We start from the raw sequence: 15,090 nt of genomic DNA, 5'->3' as shown, positions 1-15,090 counted from the left end.
TTACGGAAAAGGTGGGGTTGAGTCTTGAAATAGCACTTAGAAACTAAAGTCCAGTCCAACTGTGAAGTTACGCCCAACTTGTGGAATGGTCGATAAGAAAGAGGTATGCGAATAAACCGTCTCATCTAAGAGGTTATTGGCTTTGAAATACACGCGATAATCATTGCCCTGCATATACTGACCATTATACGCCAAGCCCAGATTCACCATGTTATAGCCCTCGGTTTCGGTCTCATAGCTTGCAATTCGATCTTGCTCAAACACATGGTAGTACTCTGCTGTTCCTGACCACGTGTCACTAAAGTTCGCATTCACTTTTGTTCCTAAACGGCCAGTAGGCACCCGTGGTGCATTTTCATTGTCAATTTTGCCACGTACATAGTCACCAAAGACACTCATTTTATAAACATCATTGATGGCATAAGAGGCTTCTGCTTCAGTCCCATAAAAACGCGCTTTGTCTTGAGTGTAGTCTACTAGGCGGAAGTTTTCGTAACGGTCTGCGGTTTGAGCATAAATGTAGTTATCATACCAGTTGTGGTAAACATGAACGTGATAATCAATTTTATCCGTATCGTAATGGAAACCTAACTCTAGGTTATTTGACTTTTCGACATCGAGATTTTCATTGCCACGTTCATAAGTATTGGTTGCAAGATGCTTACCATCAGCATAAAGCTCTTGTGCCAAAGGTAAACGCTCTTGATGTGACCCGACCAAAGATAGTTTATAGTTCGGTGCAAACATCCAATTCACAGCACCCGAATAAGACACGGCATAATCATCATAGTCTTTTCGATCTGACTCAATATCAATGGTCTGCTGATCGACACGTGCCCCTAACTCAAAATGGAAGTCATTCCACTGCTTGTGTTCTAAACCAAATACGCTCCACTTTTGCGTCTTGGTCGGTTCTAAAATAGACTCTTCACCCGTGATATCTAATTTTTGTTGATTGTACTGTACGCCAACCACACCTTCCCAATCCGCAATCGGCTGATGCACCATTTCTAGACGCGCATCATAACTCTTACTTTTAAAGGTAGTTGCAACACTATCGCCTTCAATTTCATCATGTTGGTAGTCGGTATAACTGGCATGTGCTCGTAACTTCTCAAACCCTGCAAGCGGATTTAAGATTTCTGCACGGAAATCATAACGTTCCGACTTCAAGTCAACCCAAGGCCCTGTCTCATGTTCGTCTCCATAATCTTTCTCACCACATCCAATTAATAAATTACCTGATACAGTGCAACTTTCATATTCATGGCTGTGCCCAGGTAAACCGTACTGATCTTGACGGTTGGTATAGGCAATACCCGCAAAACCACGCTCACCAATCCATGAACCGCCAACACTGACTGTTTCACCTTTGGCAAAGGTATTTCCAACACGACGTTCTTTTTCGAGTTCACCTTCATGCTCATGGAAATAGTTCGGCGCAATATAGTCATTTGCTTCACGCTTTGAACCTTCAACTCGAAGAGCAAACTGACTCCCCAAAGCAACCGTCGCCCCAGCACTGGCCAATTTTTCATCACTACCAGAGTTGTAGCGTAATCCAGCCGTACCTTCTAAACCTTTTTCAGGCATGCTGGTTGGAATTTTTTGATCGGTGACATTCACCAAACCGCCCACGGCACCTGCACTATATAACAGGGTTGAAGGGCCACGGATGATTTCAATTTGCTTGGCCAAAATCGGATCAACAGTCACGGCATGGTCTGGCGATAAAGTCGAGACATCAGCAGTTTCTGAAGCATGTTGTAAGACTTTCACGCGAGGGCCATCTTGACCACGAATCACAGGTCGGCTTGAACCTGAACCATATTGATTTGAATATACGCCTAGCTCATCGGCCAAAGCATCCCCAATGGTCGGTGCACGTTCTTTTAAGCTTTTTTGATCAATCACCTGATCAGCGACTGCAAAATCAGCAGCGGTCTGAACGAGTGGATGTGCTTGGCTGATCAACGTTTCAAGTTGTTGTGTTGTTGTGTCATCTGCAAAAACGGCAGGTGCGACCACCGCCAAAATAGAGAGCGTTATCAAATTTTTATGGAAAGACATGGAACTCACTCAAGCGTACAATTTTTGAATATTGTTATAATATAACATTTCAAATTCATTGCAATAAAAAACATTCCAATCGTAGAAAAAAGATAAACTGCCCTATCCATCTAAGTCGATGCCAACGCCAACAGATCAATGCCCTTTACCATTTCACATGCCGTTCTCGCGCCTCCTTTAGCCAAACTCAGTGGTGACCGTCTACCGATTGCTGCCATTGCCATTGGTTGTATGACCCCCGATCTTTATCGACTGTTTACACAAGCCAATTCAAATACCACCCACTATTGGACTTCACTGATTCACCCTGATCTTTGGATTGGACTCAGTTTTTGTGTTTTGTGGTACGCGCTATTGCGGCCCTGTTTTTATCGTTTTTTAGGTATTCAGCATGAATTAAGGCTGAGCAGTATGCTACGTTTTTTTAAATTTTCTGTGGCCGTTATTCTAGCAATACTGCTCGGCACAGCTACGCATCTGTTATGGGATGGACTCACCCATGCTGACTTCCGCACCTTGTTCGGACATGAATTTTTAAGCCAGAGGTTCTCTTTGTTAGGGCACGGCTATCCGCTACACCGCATTTTACAAATTGGCACATCGGCACTGGCCCTCCCCTTGTTGGCGTGGATGAGTTGGTGTTATTACCAAACACATCAGCAACATTTTCCTGTCAGTCTAAAAATCAAACGCTTTGCGATGGGACTGTTCATACTGAGCCTTTTGGGCGGTTTAGTCAGTGTTTGGGACTATGCACGTTATATCCCCACGCAAGTGTGGCAGTCAGACCTGTATTATTTTACGGGGCGAAGTATTAATGAGTTTAGCCAAGTCGCTTTGCTGATTTTAATCTTTGGCTGCATTCTGTTTTTATTTTTAGATCGAGACTATCGTTTAGGCTGAATTTAGACCAACGCTTAAATGCTATTTCATGCCTTTTTTAAGCTATACCTTGAGAGTCAATGCCCAAAGAGGCATAATCCTACCTTTATTTCTGGCGGTACGCTGTTTACGTATTCGCTACCTTTAGCCATATAGTTGGATTTTTAACGCCATGATGCGAACTCATTACTGCGGTTCTTTAACCGAAGCTCAAATTGATGAAACAGTAACCCTCTGCGGTTGGGTACACCGTCGCCGTGACCACGGTGGTGTCATCTTCCTTGATATGCGTGACCGTGATGGTCTTGTGCAAGTGGTTATTGACCCAGACACTCCTGAAGCATTCGCAACTGCAGACAAAGTACGTTCAGAATTCGTATTAAAAATTACAGGTCGTGTACGTCGCCGCTATGCAGGCACAGAAAATGCCAATATGGTGAGCGGTCAAATCGAAGTTTTAGGTAAAGAAATCGAAGTTCTTGCTGCATCAGAAACTCCGCCGTTCCCATTGAATGACGACAACACTAATATTTCTGAAGAAATCCGTTTGAAATACCGTTTCTTGGACATCCGTCGTCCTGAAATGTTAGATCGTTTACGTTTCCGTTCTAAACTAACCAACCTAATTCGTAACTATTTCGAAGACAATGGTTTCTTAGACGTCGAAACTCCGATTTTAACCCGTGCAACGCCTGAAGGTGCACGTGACTACTTAGTGCCAAGCCGTGTTTCAAATGGTAGCTTCTACGCACTTCCACAATCACCACAATTATTCAAACAATTGTTGATGGTGGGTGGTATCGATCGTTACTACCAAATCGCAAAATGTTTCCGTGATGAAGACTTACGTGCAGATCGTCAGCCTGAATTCACCCAAATCGACGTTGAAACATCGTTCATGAGTGACGATGACATCATGGATTTGATGGAAACTTTAACCGTGAAGATGTTCAAAGAACTTCTAAATGTTGAGTTTGATAAATTCCCACGCATGACATACAACGATGCAATGCGTGACTATGCATCGGACAAACCAGACTTACGTATTCCTTTAAAATTGGTTGACGTCGCAGACCTAATGCAAGAAGTTGAATTCAAAGTATTCGCAGGTCCAGCGAAAGATCCTAAAGGCCGTATCGTTGCATTACGTGTTCCAGGTGCAGGCTCTTTACCACGTAGCCAAATTGATGAGTACACGAAATTTGTCGGCATCTACGGTGCAAAAGGTTTAGCGTACATTAAAGTAAACGAGCTTGAAAAAGGCATCGAAGGCTTACAATCTCCAATCGTGAAATTCATCGAGCCGATCGTGCTTGATCTATTGAAACGTGTTGGCGCAGAAAATGGGGATATCGTGTTCTTCGGTGCAGACAAAGCTAAAGTTGTGAACGATGCCATGGGTGCTTTACGTATTAAAGTCGGTCATGACTTAAAAATGTCGACTTGCGAGTGGGCACCGCTTTGGGTGGTTGACTTCCCAATGTTTGAAGAAACAGATGATGGCAAATGGACTTCTGTTCACCATCCATTCACACTGCCTAAATCAAGCGTTGAAGATGTGAAAAATAACCCAGGTGCTGCGCTTTCTGTGGCTTATGACATGGTGTTAAACGGTACCGAAATTGGTGGTGGTTCACTGCGTATTCATAACCTAGAAATGCAAAAAGCAATTTTTGAAGCATTAGGTATTGGTGAAGAAGAAGCTGAAGAGAAATTCAGCTTCTTACTCAACGCATTACGTTACGGTGCTCCTCCGCATGGTGGTTTAGCATTCGGTCTAGACCGTTTAGTCATGCTCATGACGGGTGGTGCGTCTATTCGTGATGTGATTGCATTCCCGAAAACCAAAACTGCTGAATGTCCATTAACGCAAGCACCTGCACCAGTTGAATCAAATCAACTACGTGATTTAGGTATTCGCTTACGCGAAAAACCAAAAGCTGAAGAAACCAAATAATCTTTAGATTTTGATTAAAGAAACCCTGCCATGCGCAGGGTTTTTTCATTCACGGCAACACCATCCATTTCATAGATATTATTTTCGCTTCAAATTTTCCAAAATTTCTTTTGAACTTTTAATCTATCCCCCTTACAGTGATTCACGATAGTCTATATTTTATTGCAGCAGTTCTTGCACTGAATCACTCTATTGATTTATTCATTTATTTTGTTCTTAAGACGCTCATCTTTTTTTGATTTTATCTATCTTAGATTTTTAAGTCTCTTTGCAAAATTTTCTCTCATCTCATCTTTTAAAAAGATTTCTGAGTCAAAATATGGCTATTTATTATCTACTTAAAATCATCTCACTTTTTCCCTTGTCCTTTTTACAATACATCGCACGCGGAATTGCGCACCTGCTTCACTATAGTGACTCTTCAATCAAGCGTATCACCACTATTAATCTGCAATTGGCCTACCCTGAGCTCGACCCAATAGCACTCCAGAAACGCGTTCATCTCAGCATTCAAAGCCAATGCCAAACCTATATTGAATTTTTAAAATGTTGGGGAATGCCTCCACAATACAACCTAGATTTATTGAAAAACATTCATGGTGAATCTGTTCTAACCGAGGCTTTAGCCAATAAAAAAGGCGTGATTGTGGTCATTCCGCATTTTGGTTGTTGGGAGCTGTTAAATGCATGGTTAAATGTCTATACGCAACCCATGATTATGTATAAACCCTATAAAATTAAAGGGATTAACCGCTATATTCTAGCTGCACGGCAAAAGTTTAATGCAACCCTTGTTCCTACTGATGAAACAGGGATTCGTCAGATTTTTAAACACCTCAAGCAAGGTGGGTTAACTGTTGTTTTACCAGATCATCTGCCAAAACCGAGTGGCGGTATTTATTCATATTTTTTCCAGCAGAATACTTTGTCCACGACACTGGTCTCTAAAATGGCGGCAAAAACACAATGCAATGTGATCGGATTAAGTTGTATTCGTAATACTGACGCAGCAGGTTTTGATGTGTACTGTACTGAGCTATCTCAAGATATTTTATCGAAAGATCTACAGCTATCTGTAGACAGTTTAAATCTTGCCATGCAAGACATAATTAACCAAGCACCTGAACAGTATATTTGGTCCTATAAACGTTTTAGAAATTGTTATGGCAATATCAATGCTTATCGGATACAGCCACCAATGTAGGCTCCACAAACCAACACGTGATCTCAAGTAATTCGAAAACAATAATGTATGTTATTTCCTAGAGGCCTGAATAGAATACTTTTATTCATTTGAGATCAATTCTCAGCAGTGGCATAATAGCGCACTGTTTTAGATAAGTTGTGAGCAACCAAATGGCTATGCGTCCTGAAGTCCGTCGTCGCGGTATTGTGCTAATTGTGTTTGCAATCGTACAATGGTTTTTCATGCGCTATATTTTAGACAATCAATTATTTAATTTAACCACCTATGACCGTATTGTCTTTTTCTGTGTAAGTAGCTTGGCAGGTGCTTTTGTCATTTTTGTCGGTTTGATTTATATGGTGCTGAAAGGCAACGCGAATAAACAAGATTAATCGCAATGTCGTTTTATACCACTTTACTCCGTATCCTACCTTTAGCATTTTTGCGCAGTATTGCAAAAGTGGCGGCTTACTTTATTAATCAAAACTCAGATAAAAGTATGCTTTGGAAAACACGGGTAAATCTAAGTCTTACTTATCCAGATATTCCTGAGAGTGAGCGTGAAAAGCTTGCTAAAGAAAGCGTAACGAAGCAATGTCTAAGTTATATCGAATCTGGGAAATGCTGGGCAATGCCTCCCGAATGGAGTATCCAGCAAATAAAGACGGTTCATAACTTAGATGTACTAACAAATGCATTAAATGATCACCGCGGTGCTTTAATTATTACCCCTCACCTCGGTACATGGGAAATGATGAATGCGTGGGTACACCAATATGGTATTCCTACCATTATGTATAAACCCATGAAAGACTCAGGATTTAATGCTTTTGCTTTACATGCTCGCCAACGGTTAAACGCGACATTAGTTCCAACTGATGCCAACGGTGTTAAAGCATTATTCAAAAACCTCAAACAAGGTGGTTTCAGTGTAATTCTGCCAGATCATGTCCCTCAACCCTCTGGTGGTGTCGTGGTTCCTTTTTTTTGAATTCCTTGCTTAACCAGTATTTTAGCCAGCAAAATGGTACAAAAAACTCAATGCCGCTTAGTGGGATTAAGTTGTTTCCGTAGAGAGGATGGTGAAGGTTTTGAGGTCTACTGTGATGATCTCAATGATCCTGAACTCTATGATCGAGTTATAGAAGTTGCGACAACTGCATTAAATAAAGCGGTAGAGCAAATGATCAACCGCTTTCCTGCTGAATATATGTGGGGATATAAGCGGTTTAAGGGAAATCCTAATTTTGAAAATTACTACCAACCATCATCTCAATAATAATCATTCCTTCCTAAATTTAACTAAGCAAATAATCGACTCAGAAGTCTGTTCATCACTCATAACCGCCGCCGTATTACTTAAATTTTATTTTAATCAAAGCCTTACCCTTGATAGATTGAATTCTTTCTTGGAAAAATACATGAACTTGCAAGATTAAACGACTCATTTCACGTTTCATTTTGCCCAATAAAGTTAATTTCTTCTTACTTTTATCCTCACCCTTTCGCGCATTTCTCACGTTTTCAAGTGAACTTGGAAAGTTTGTCTTGCCTTTGGTTAAAATCACATCTTGAATACATATTGCTGGGGACAATTGAAAAATCTTTTCGCCTGAGGACTCAGGGAATTCTCTAAAAAGAATATGATCAATTGGTATTAGTTTTGGACTTCGCAATACATACTCCAATAATTCCTTCGCGACATTTAATGAAAGTATATAACCACCTGCACCCATATGTGGCTCGCCCAATAACATGAGTTTTCTATTCAAATGCAAAGGAATAATTGATTGCATCTTAGGAAGTTGAATCTTTTTATTTAAGGTTTCTAATTTAATGATGCCGCAGAAAGATGGTATCCACGCAACATTGGTAAGAAACGAAACAGCCTGTTTACCCAAATAAATATCATCTTCAAAAATAGCAATATAGTCTAACTGTTCATCTACTGCTTTTTTCCACAACACCACATGACTCAATAGACAAGCAACTTCATTCTGATGTAAATCAGTTTGCTTAGTTACTAAGCCTATTGCAGATGAAGTTGCTTGTAATGTCACAGGGGTAATTGCATCAAAAAACTCGAAATCGACCTTTTCTTTAGCAAACTCCGAACTTATATGCGCTCGTCGAAGAGTCGCGCTAGACAAACTAATAACAAAATTTCTCATAAACTAAGGCTAAATTTATTCTTAAATTCAATAATAACAATTTTCTATAAAATTAAACTAGACATTATTTGAATTCATTTTAACAAAGGGTTTTGTATTATTTGCTTTCAGATTATACTTATCAAACTGCTTGCTATCTTCTGCGTGACGAGAATCAGAATGCCCAAAGAAACAATTAAAATTTTTGTTGGCTGTGATCCAAATAACTGTGATTTAGAACAAATGATGGTGCTTGATTATAGCATCCGTAAAAATACACAGCACCCAATTGAAATTACATGGATGCAGTTGAGCCATGATCCTACTAGTCCGTGGTATAGCAATCAAGAAACGCATGAAGGATGGCATACTGAGAAATGGGCAACCCCATTTTCTGGTTTCCGTTGGGCAATTCCTGAATCATCCAACTTTGAAGGGCGTTCGATCTATATGGATGCTGATGTCATCGTTTTATGTGATATCGCAGAGTTATGGTCGCATCCGATGAAAGATGATGCAATCGTCATCGCCAAAGGTGGCAAAAGTTCAGCTCGTTTATGTACTTGTGTTTGGGATTGTAAAAAAGCTAAACAATATTTACCTTCACTTAAAACGTTGCAATCGGATCCAGATGGTCACAAGAAGTTAATGCAACTAATCAAAGACCAACCTCATTTAGTCCAAAACTACAATAATTCATATAACTGTATTGATGGTGAAGGCTTAAAAATAGAAGACATCAAAATTCTACATTACTCCGACATGGGTACTCAGTTTAGCCATAAATACTCGTTACCGCGCCTAGAAAAAAACAATCAAAAACATTGGTTTGATGGAAAAATCATGCCTCATCCAAGACAAGACTTAGTTGAGTTATTTGATCAATATTATCAAGAAGCATTGGATAATGGTTATAAACCTGAAGACTATTTAGTAAAAGCTTATGGTCCATTTCAAAAAGCGACTCAAATCAATTATCAAGGCAATAAAGTTACACGCCCTGTCAAAGGGACAACTTGGCTTACAGCTAGCATCAAAGCCATAAAATCAAAGTTTAGTAAAAAACCTAATTTTACTTTAGATGACTAAAATTGGTAGCAGGCTACGTTGTATCCTGTTTCATATTTTCTTACATAGAATTTGATCTTTATGTCTCAACCAATAATCTCAGCCCAACGTTTTTTTTCAAATTATATCCTTAGAAATCTGTATAAATTTATTTACAAGTATAGTCATCCAAAATCATATAAACACAATCGTCGCTATTGGCCATACTATCAAGTAGAACGTAGTCCCGATGGTGATTTGCAAAAAATTTATTTTAAAAAACAACTTATTGTCGATAATTCCCAATTAAATTTTAGTCCCAATCGAAAATGTATGCTAATTGCAACAGGTCCATCTGTGCATCAACTAGAAACGTCATATTTACAGCGATCGGATATTGATTATATTGGTGTAAATGGTGCAATTGCCTTAAGTGGTGTCAAATTTAAATATTATGTGATCATTGATCACAATTTCACCAACAATCGTTTTGATCTAATTGAAAATGTACTTAAAACTTCCTTTTGTACACTATTTACAACACCACGTTGTTTAGACCTGATTTTAAGAAAAATAAAATTAGAAAATATTCTTTGCGACATTAAAGTTGTTGAGCCTATAACTGAAGGTGAAATTGAGCGATTTTTAGGTGAGCGGATACGCGTGACTGAAACTCCAAATTATTTTCATATCTATGACCGCTTAGGGTTTTCTAGTCACATTTTTAATGCTGTTTTTGACTATTTTACAGTGGCTTATGTTGCACTTCAAATCACTTATCATTTGAAATATAAAGACATTTATATTGCAGGTTTGGATATGAATAATTTTTCCCAACCCAGATTCTATGAAAATAAAGAAAATAAACAACCCACTATGTTGAATCAGTATTTAGATGTAACATTGCCTGCATTCGATGCCGCTGCCCGCTTTCTAAAATCTCAGCAAATAAATGTCTATAATTTATCTCAGAACAGTGCAGTAAAAGCTTTTGAAAAAATACCTCCTGAACAATTACAAAATACTCTATTGACACAAAGTGGTGAGTAGAACTTACAATTCACCTGTAATTTCCTTCCATCCTTATGTGAACGCTCAATTCTTTCTGTAGTCATCCCAAATATATGAATAATCATCAATTTAGAACTGATATTAATGGACTTCGAGCATATGCTGTAGTTTTTGTTGTTCTTTTCCATTTCAATGTATTCGGTTTCTCTGCTGGGTACTTGGGCGTTGATGTTTTCTTCGTGATATCAGGCTATCTGATGACAAAAATCATTGTGGAAAAGCTTGAACACAATAATTTTTCTTTTGTTGATTTTTACTTATCTCGAATTATTCGTATATATCCCGCACTATTATTCTTAGTCTTAGTTTTAACGGCTTTGGGGCTATTTGTGTTTATCCCAGAAGATCTAAAAAACTTTGCTAAAGATGCGAGATACAGTCTCACTTTCTTATCAAATAATCTCTTCTATGAACAATCAGGAGACTATTTTGCAACTAGTTCACATGATAAAGCATTACTGCATACCTGGTCTTTAGCTGTTGAATGGCAGTTCTACATCCTTTTTCCCATCATTTTGTACACATTTAAAAAGCTTACAAAACAAACTAAATATATAGGCATATTACTTCTAATATTATTTTCTTGCTCATTTTTGTTGTCTGTAAAACTTACACCAGAAAATCCGATATATGCTTTCTTTAAACTCTCAACACGTGCATGGGAGTTAATTGCAGGTGGACTGGTGTACTTTTATTTTAACCAATATTCTTTATCATCGATTAAGCAAAAAATTATTGAATATACAGGTTTTGGACTTTTAGCGCTAAGCTTGATTTTTTTAACCAAAGATACGCCTTGGCCTGGTTATGCTGCATCCCTTCCTGTTTTGGGTACAGTTTTAATTCTAATCGCCAACCGTCAAAACTCTATACTAACGAAACCCAAGTTTATACAGAGTTTAGGCAGTGCTTCATATTCTATTTATTTGTGGCATTGGCCGATCTCATTTTTATTGAGCTATTTCCTAATTCAAAAAAATATTATCAATATCAGTTTTGCTCTTTTATTATCTTTTATTTTAGGATGGTTGAGTTACAAACATATTGAACCCTGTCGTATTCATCTGAATAAAATCAATAAAAAGTATGTTTATCTACTTTTTATCTTAAGTATTGCGATTCTCTATCCATTTTATAAGTTTCTAGGTAAGGATGGGTTAGAAAATCGAGCCGATGCAGAATACCTAAAGCGTATTGAGAAAATACAGATGCCTATGGTCTCGAATGGTTGGTGTTTCTATAACATTAAAGATGATCATAGTCTGACTGTTGGAGAAAATGGATTAAAATGTCATATAGCATCTAACTCAACAAATGCTAAATCAGCTCTTTTGTTTGGAGATTCATTTGCAGGTCACAATATTCCATTTTGGGATCATCTAGGCAAAAAGCTAAACTTGAACATCCATACGATCAGTACGAATTGGTGCTATCCAAGTCTTGATAAAGAATTTACAGGTGACAAGTCATCTACCGCTTATCAGCAGTGCTTAATCAACCGAAACTATCTGAAGAATCATATAGCTCAGTATGACGTTCTTATTTTTGCTGGTCGTTGGACTGATATTGTTCGTCAAAATCAGCAGAATTCATTTAGTGAGCTACTCAAAGTTGCACAAATGAATAATAAGAAAGTGATTGTAATGTCTGAACCATATACTTTTGATCAAAACATCAGCTCAATTTTCAAACGTGCAATATGGTTAGAGCGAAACTTTAATCTAAATGAGTATATGAACAATCCACTCGCTACAAAGCAAAAATATGCAACGAGTGTGATTAATAAAATCGTTTCAGAACATCCGAATACACTCTTGTTAAGCCAAGCAGATCTATTTAAATCAGATCATATGGCAACCAAAAACACACCGTATTCATTTGATGGACGTCATATCTCAATTGTTGGGTCATTAGCATCTGAACAATACTTTGAAACACGACCAAAATTTAAAGTATTAGAAAACTTTATTGCTAAAAAGTAGTGATTAGATATCAATAAACGAGTCGTTAAAATACATTTTTTTACTGTAATAACGACTTAATATTCCCCTTTCTTTTCCTGCCAGTTTGATCAGCTTAGGCTTTTCAACTGGCGGATAATTGAGGGCAAGATCAATCAACACTTTTTCTTTCATCCATTTATTTTTTACTTGATAGAAAAAAGCATTCCGATCACAGTTAATCAAGGTCATACTCGGTAAAGTTGTACGCATAATTTTTTGGCAGGCAACATAAGCAACCAAATATTCTAAACGGCCTATCTCTTGAAAATAGTCCTGATAATTTTCGTTATTTTCTTTAATCTGCTGAATATAAACCTTTGGTGTTAATTCTATAGCTTTTATTAACTCCTCAAACCAAGACTTAAAAAACATATTTTTGGCAGAACTTGCCAATAACCAATTCTCTAAAACAGGAAAGTCTGGGCAAGTCGTATTTTTCTTTCGATAATAGGCAAAACTGTTAGTTTGATGTTGAGTAACTAACCTTTCAATCCAATCTAGATTTTCATAAACAATTGTACTGGCATCTAACCATATCCCACCGTGTTGATAAATTAATTCAAATCGAATGAGATCAGCTTTCTGTTGTGGTGTCGCATGCTTTAAACGACCATAATCAATATCACAAAACTCTTTGACATTATTAGGTGTTAGAAAGTTTACAACATAGTTTGGATTGTTCTTTTTTATATTATCAACGCACTTCTGCACAAACTCAGGGAGTGAGCCTTCCCAATACATCCAGATAATTTTGGGAATAACTGCATTTTTCTGACCAGGATTGAGAACGATCAGGTCCGCGTAGTTATCTATTGACTCATTGATTTCTCTTTTTTGGTTTGAATACATTGTATAAAATTTCAAAAGATAGAAGAGCTTCTTAAAAAACTTCATAAAATGTACTCAACAAAATAAAGAAAATTATTTATTACAGTCTATAACTAGGACTCAAGACATTAAATGTTTAATTGCATAAAAGCGATCACGCCACATACGCTTCTGTTTCTTAAATCCATGAGAAGCACTTCGATTCTCAAGTTGCTTCCGTTTGATACCTTGAGCAGCAACAGTACCTAAAATATCACTATCCAGACCTGCTGGCTGCACAAATGGCTGCCAAACGCCAAGCCCTTTTCCTGTTTTACTTAACCAACTTTGGAAGAAAATATCGACTGGAACGGTCATGATTTTACCCAGTTGTACAAACTGTTCAGCTCCTTTTCGAGACCAAACCAAGCCTACACCACGTATTGGGAAATAATATGCATGCCACAAGGTATAATGATCAAACTCAACAATGTCTTTTGCTAATTTTTTCTTTTTAGCAGCAATATTGACGGTATACCAATCCAACTCTTTATGTTGATCTAAATAACTTAATAAAGATTCAAGCTTCTGTTTAAAGTTAGGCAACACTTCAATGTCATCTTCTAAGACAACTAAATAATCGGCATCCGTTTCTAGAAATTTTTCAGCACAACCGTAGTGACTTAGATAACAACCCAACTCAGAATTCATTAAACTACGCCCTAATATTTTCTGAGCAGCAAGATCATCGTAGTTTTCAAATTCAGATAAGGCTTTACCTCGCCCATCATAAGCAGAGAATCGGCTAAAATCCCATCCCGCTTGATTGAGCTGAGCTGTCGCACTTGCTAAACGTTGATCACTGCCGTCTAAATTAATAAGATAAGTCACAACTTTCATTTGCTTTCCTTCGTTTAGACCACAGTAGTCGGTTGAATTTGGCTGGGTAAAAACCCTGTAAATTTTTGAATCAGTGCGGCTCGGATGCGTCCTTCAGCTAATGATTCCAATTGATCTAGACTTTGTATACAGCCAAATTTAATCTCAGAATTAGATAAAGCTAATATAAATTTTTCCAAATCACGACCATCTTTTAAATAAGCAATATCAATATCATCTTTTAAAATGGCTTGATCAGATTGAATTGCTAAATGATTAGACAATCCCACTGGTAACAGTTGATCAATGTTCCTAAATTTGAACTGAATTTGCTGCTCTAAAAGCTCTTTATTATTCTTAAAGTAAGTACTGAGCAAATCACGACTGAGAATATGAGGGCGATGATGAATTTCGTAATATCTAGTCATTCCCACACGATCTGCACTCAGCATTTGAGCCGTTGAATATTTCGCTTCAGCTACCATTCCAAAATTCTGCTGTAAGAATTTTCGGAAAATATATTTCATTTTCTTGATGAGTGTTGCTTGCCAATGTCCATATATCACCATCTGACCATCAATAAGAAAATCACTTAAATCAGACTGTTGATTGAGAAAGAAATCATCATTCAGATAAATAAAATGATTTGAAATCCCTTTAATATTCCACAACATACTTTCAATACTTAATGAATTGAAAGTAGGTAAATACTGTTGGTAATTTCTAAATATTTCTTGATGATCAACCACTTGAATTTGACCAGAGCGACATAGCCCCTGCGCTTCAAACTCCCCAACAAAACTCGGCTGTTGGTGATCAGTTATAATGTAAATCGTTCCACAATACGGAACATATTTCAGAATTGAAGCAATCGAAAAATAGATTTCATCATTATGGGCAAATCGAGTGTCTTCCGCTGCACCTTTTACAACATTTTCAGGTTGAAATTGTTGACGTTTCAATCGATGATTTTCATCACTTCCATCAACCCAAGCAATAACAAAATCTAGTTTTTTCATAATTTTCTAATCAAAAGTA

General features: G+C 37.7%; 12 protein-coding genes and 1 pseudogene. 8 read left to right on the top strand and 5 right to left on the bottom strand.

Going from position 1 to position 15,090, the window contains the following annotated elements; all coding sequences use genetic code 11:
- Positions 1–36: 36 nt before the first annotated feature.
- Positions 37–2,070 (bottom strand): zinc piracy TonB-dependent receptor ZnuD, encoded by a 2,034-nt coding sequence (gene znuD / locus ACSC9N_RS02860; protein ID WP_348958151.1) that lies wholly within the window; start codon positions 2,068–2,070, stop codon positions 37–39.
- Between the two features lie 138 nt (positions 2,071–2,208).
- Between znuD and ACSC9N_RS02855 the strand changes: the two genes are divergently transcribed.
- The 5 genes and pseudogenes from ACSC9N_RS02855 (at position 2,209) to ACSC9N_RS02835 (ending at position 7,374) form a co-directional block, all read left to right on the top strand.
- On the top strand, positions 2,209–2,973 hold the full coding sequence (locus ACSC9N_RS02855) for a DUF4184 family protein (protein ID WP_131230593.1): 765 nt from the start codon (positions 2,209–2,211) through the stop codon (positions 2,971–2,973).
- 151 nt (positions 2,974–3,124) lie between these two features.
- Positions 3,125–4,909: an aspartate--tRNA ligase gene (gene aspS / locus ACSC9N_RS02850; protein WP_131230595.1), complete on the top strand. Its 1,785-nt coding sequence runs from the start codon at positions 3,125–3,127 to the stop codon at positions 4,907–4,909.
- Positions 4,910–5,228: 319 nt separating this feature from the next.
- Positions 5,229–6,113 carry a lysophospholipid acyltransferase family protein gene (locus ACSC9N_RS02845; RefSeq protein WP_131230597.1) on the top strand — a complete coding sequence of 295 codons (885 nt, stop codon included), beginning with the start codon at positions 5,229–5,231 and terminating at the stop codon, positions 6,111–6,113.
- Positions 6,114–6,265: 152 nt separating this feature from the next.
- Positions 6,266–6,487, top strand: a complete 222-nt coding sequence (locus ACSC9N_RS02840) for a hypothetical protein (RefSeq protein ID WP_125281242.1) — start codon at positions 6,266–6,268, stop codon at positions 6,485–6,487.
- A 5-nt stretch (positions 6,488–6,492) separates the two neighbouring features.
- Positions 6,493–7,374, top strand: a pseudogene (locus ACSC9N_RS02835) (lysophospholipid acyltransferase family protein).
- A gap of 76 nt (positions 7,375–7,450) precedes the next feature.
- On the opposite strand, the gene ACSC9N_RS02830 reads toward ACSC9N_RS02835, so the two are convergent.
- On the bottom strand, positions 7,451–8,266 hold the full coding sequence (locus ACSC9N_RS02830) for a glycosyltransferase family 25 protein (RefSeq protein WP_125280189.1): 816 nt from the start codon (positions 8,264–8,266) through the stop codon (positions 7,451–7,453).
- Positions 8,267–8,425: 159 nt separating this feature from the next.
- On the opposite strand from ACSC9N_RS02830, the gene ACSC9N_RS02825 reads away from it, so the two are divergent.
- From ACSC9N_RS02825 to ACSC9N_RS02815, 3 genes are all read left to right on the top strand, one after another.
- Positions 8,426–9,334, top strand: coding sequence for a hypothetical protein (locus tag ACSC9N_RS02825; RefSeq protein ID WP_004697719.1), 909 nt, complete (start codon positions 8,426–8,428; stop codon positions 9,332–9,334).
- Between the two features lie 60 nt (positions 9,335–9,394).
- Complete coding sequence (locus ACSC9N_RS02820; RefSeq protein ID WP_004697717.1) at positions 9,395–10,342, top strand: hypothetical protein; 948 nt, start codon at positions 9,395–9,397, stop codon at positions 10,340–10,342.
- A gap of 74 nt (positions 10,343–10,416) precedes the next feature.
- Entirely contained in the window at positions 10,417–12,345 is a 1,929-nt protein-coding gene (locus ACSC9N_RS02815; protein WP_348958149.1) for an acyltransferase family protein, read from the top strand.
- A gap of 3 nt (positions 12,346–12,348) precedes the next feature.
- Here the strand turns inward: ACSC9N_RS02815 and ACSC9N_RS02810 are convergent, their stop codons facing one another.
- Genes ACSC9N_RS02810 through ACSC9N_RS02800 form a run of 3 tightly spaced genes read right to left on the bottom strand, consistent with a single transcriptional unit; the run spans position 12,349 to position 15,071 of the window.
- Positions 12,349–13,260: a glycosyltransferase family 32 protein gene (locus ACSC9N_RS02810; RefSeq protein ID WP_131230602.1), complete on the bottom strand. Its 912-nt coding sequence runs from the start codon at positions 13,258–13,260 to the stop codon at positions 12,349–12,351.
- 54 nt (positions 13,261–13,314) lie between these two features.
- Positions 13,315–14,073 carry a glycosyltransferase family 25 protein gene (locus ACSC9N_RS02805; protein WP_004697713.1) on the bottom strand — a complete coding sequence of 253 codons (759 nt, stop codon included), beginning with the start codon at positions 14,071–14,073 and terminating at the stop codon, positions 13,315–13,317.
- Between the two features lie 14 nt (positions 14,074–14,087).
- On the bottom strand, positions 14,088–15,071 hold the full coding sequence (locus tag ACSC9N_RS02800; RefSeq protein WP_130234997.1) for a Stealth CR1 domain-containing protein: 984 nt from the start codon (positions 15,069–15,071) through the stop codon (positions 14,088–14,090).
- Positions 15,072–15,090 lie beyond the last annotated feature (19 nt).

Source organism: Acinetobacter sp. PC34 (assembly GCF_051789135.1).
GTDB classification, from domain to species: domain Bacteria; phylum Pseudomonadota; class Gammaproteobacteria; order Pseudomonadales; family Moraxellaceae; genus Acinetobacter; species Acinetobacter johnsonii.
The sequence above is the reverse complement of the archived record's forward strand: the minus strand, read 5'-3'. Positions and strand labels throughout refer to the sequence as shown.

Bases quoted from the DNA above. Each gene is read 5' to 3' on its own strand.
- ACSC9N_RS02815 (WP_348958149.1), top strand. From the start codon at position 10,417: ATGAATAATCATCAATTTAGAACTGATATTAATGGACTTCGAGCATAT.
- ACSC9N_RS02820 (WP_004697717.1), top strand. From the start codon at position 9,395: ATGTCTCAACCAATAATCTCAGCCCAACGTTTTTTTTCAAATTATATC.
- ACSC9N_RS02840 (WP_125281242.1), top strand. From the start codon at position 6,266: ATGGCTATGCGTCCTGAAGTCCGTCGTCGCGGTATTGTGCTAATTGTG.
- ACSC9N_RS02855 (WP_131230593.1), top strand. From the start codon at position 2,209: ATGCCCTTTACCATTTCACATGCCGTTCTCGCGCCTCCTTTAGCCAAA.
- ACSC9N_RS02805 (WP_004697713.1), bottom strand. From the start codon at position 14,073: ATGAAAGTTGTGACTTATCTTATTAATTTAGACGGCAGTGATCAACGT.
- znuD (WP_348958151.1), bottom strand. From the start codon at position 2,070: ATGTCTTTCCATAAAAATTTGATAACGCTCTCTATTTTGGCGGTGGTC.
- ACSC9N_RS02845 (WP_131230597.1), top strand. From the start codon at position 5,229: ATGGCTATTTATTATCTACTTAAAATCATCTCACTTTTTCCCTTGTCC.
- aspS (WP_131230595.1), top strand. From the start codon at position 3,125: ATGATGCGAACTCATTACTGCGGTTCTTTAACCGAAGCTCAAATTGAT.
- ACSC9N_RS02810 (WP_131230602.1), bottom strand. From the start codon at position 13,260: ATGAAGTTTTTTAAGAAGCTCTTCTATCTTTTGAAATTTTATACAATG.
- ACSC9N_RS02800 (WP_130234997.1), bottom strand. From the start codon at position 15,071: ATGAAAAAACTAGATTTTGTTATTGCTTGGGTTGATGGAAGTGATGAA.
- ACSC9N_RS02825 (WP_004697719.1), top strand. From the start codon at position 8,426: ATGCCCAAAGAAACAATTAAAATTTTTGTTGGCTGTGATCCAAATAAC.
- ACSC9N_RS02830 (WP_125280189.1), bottom strand. From the start codon at position 8,266: ATGAGAAATTTTGTTATTAGTTTGTCTAGCGCGACTCTTCGACGAGCG.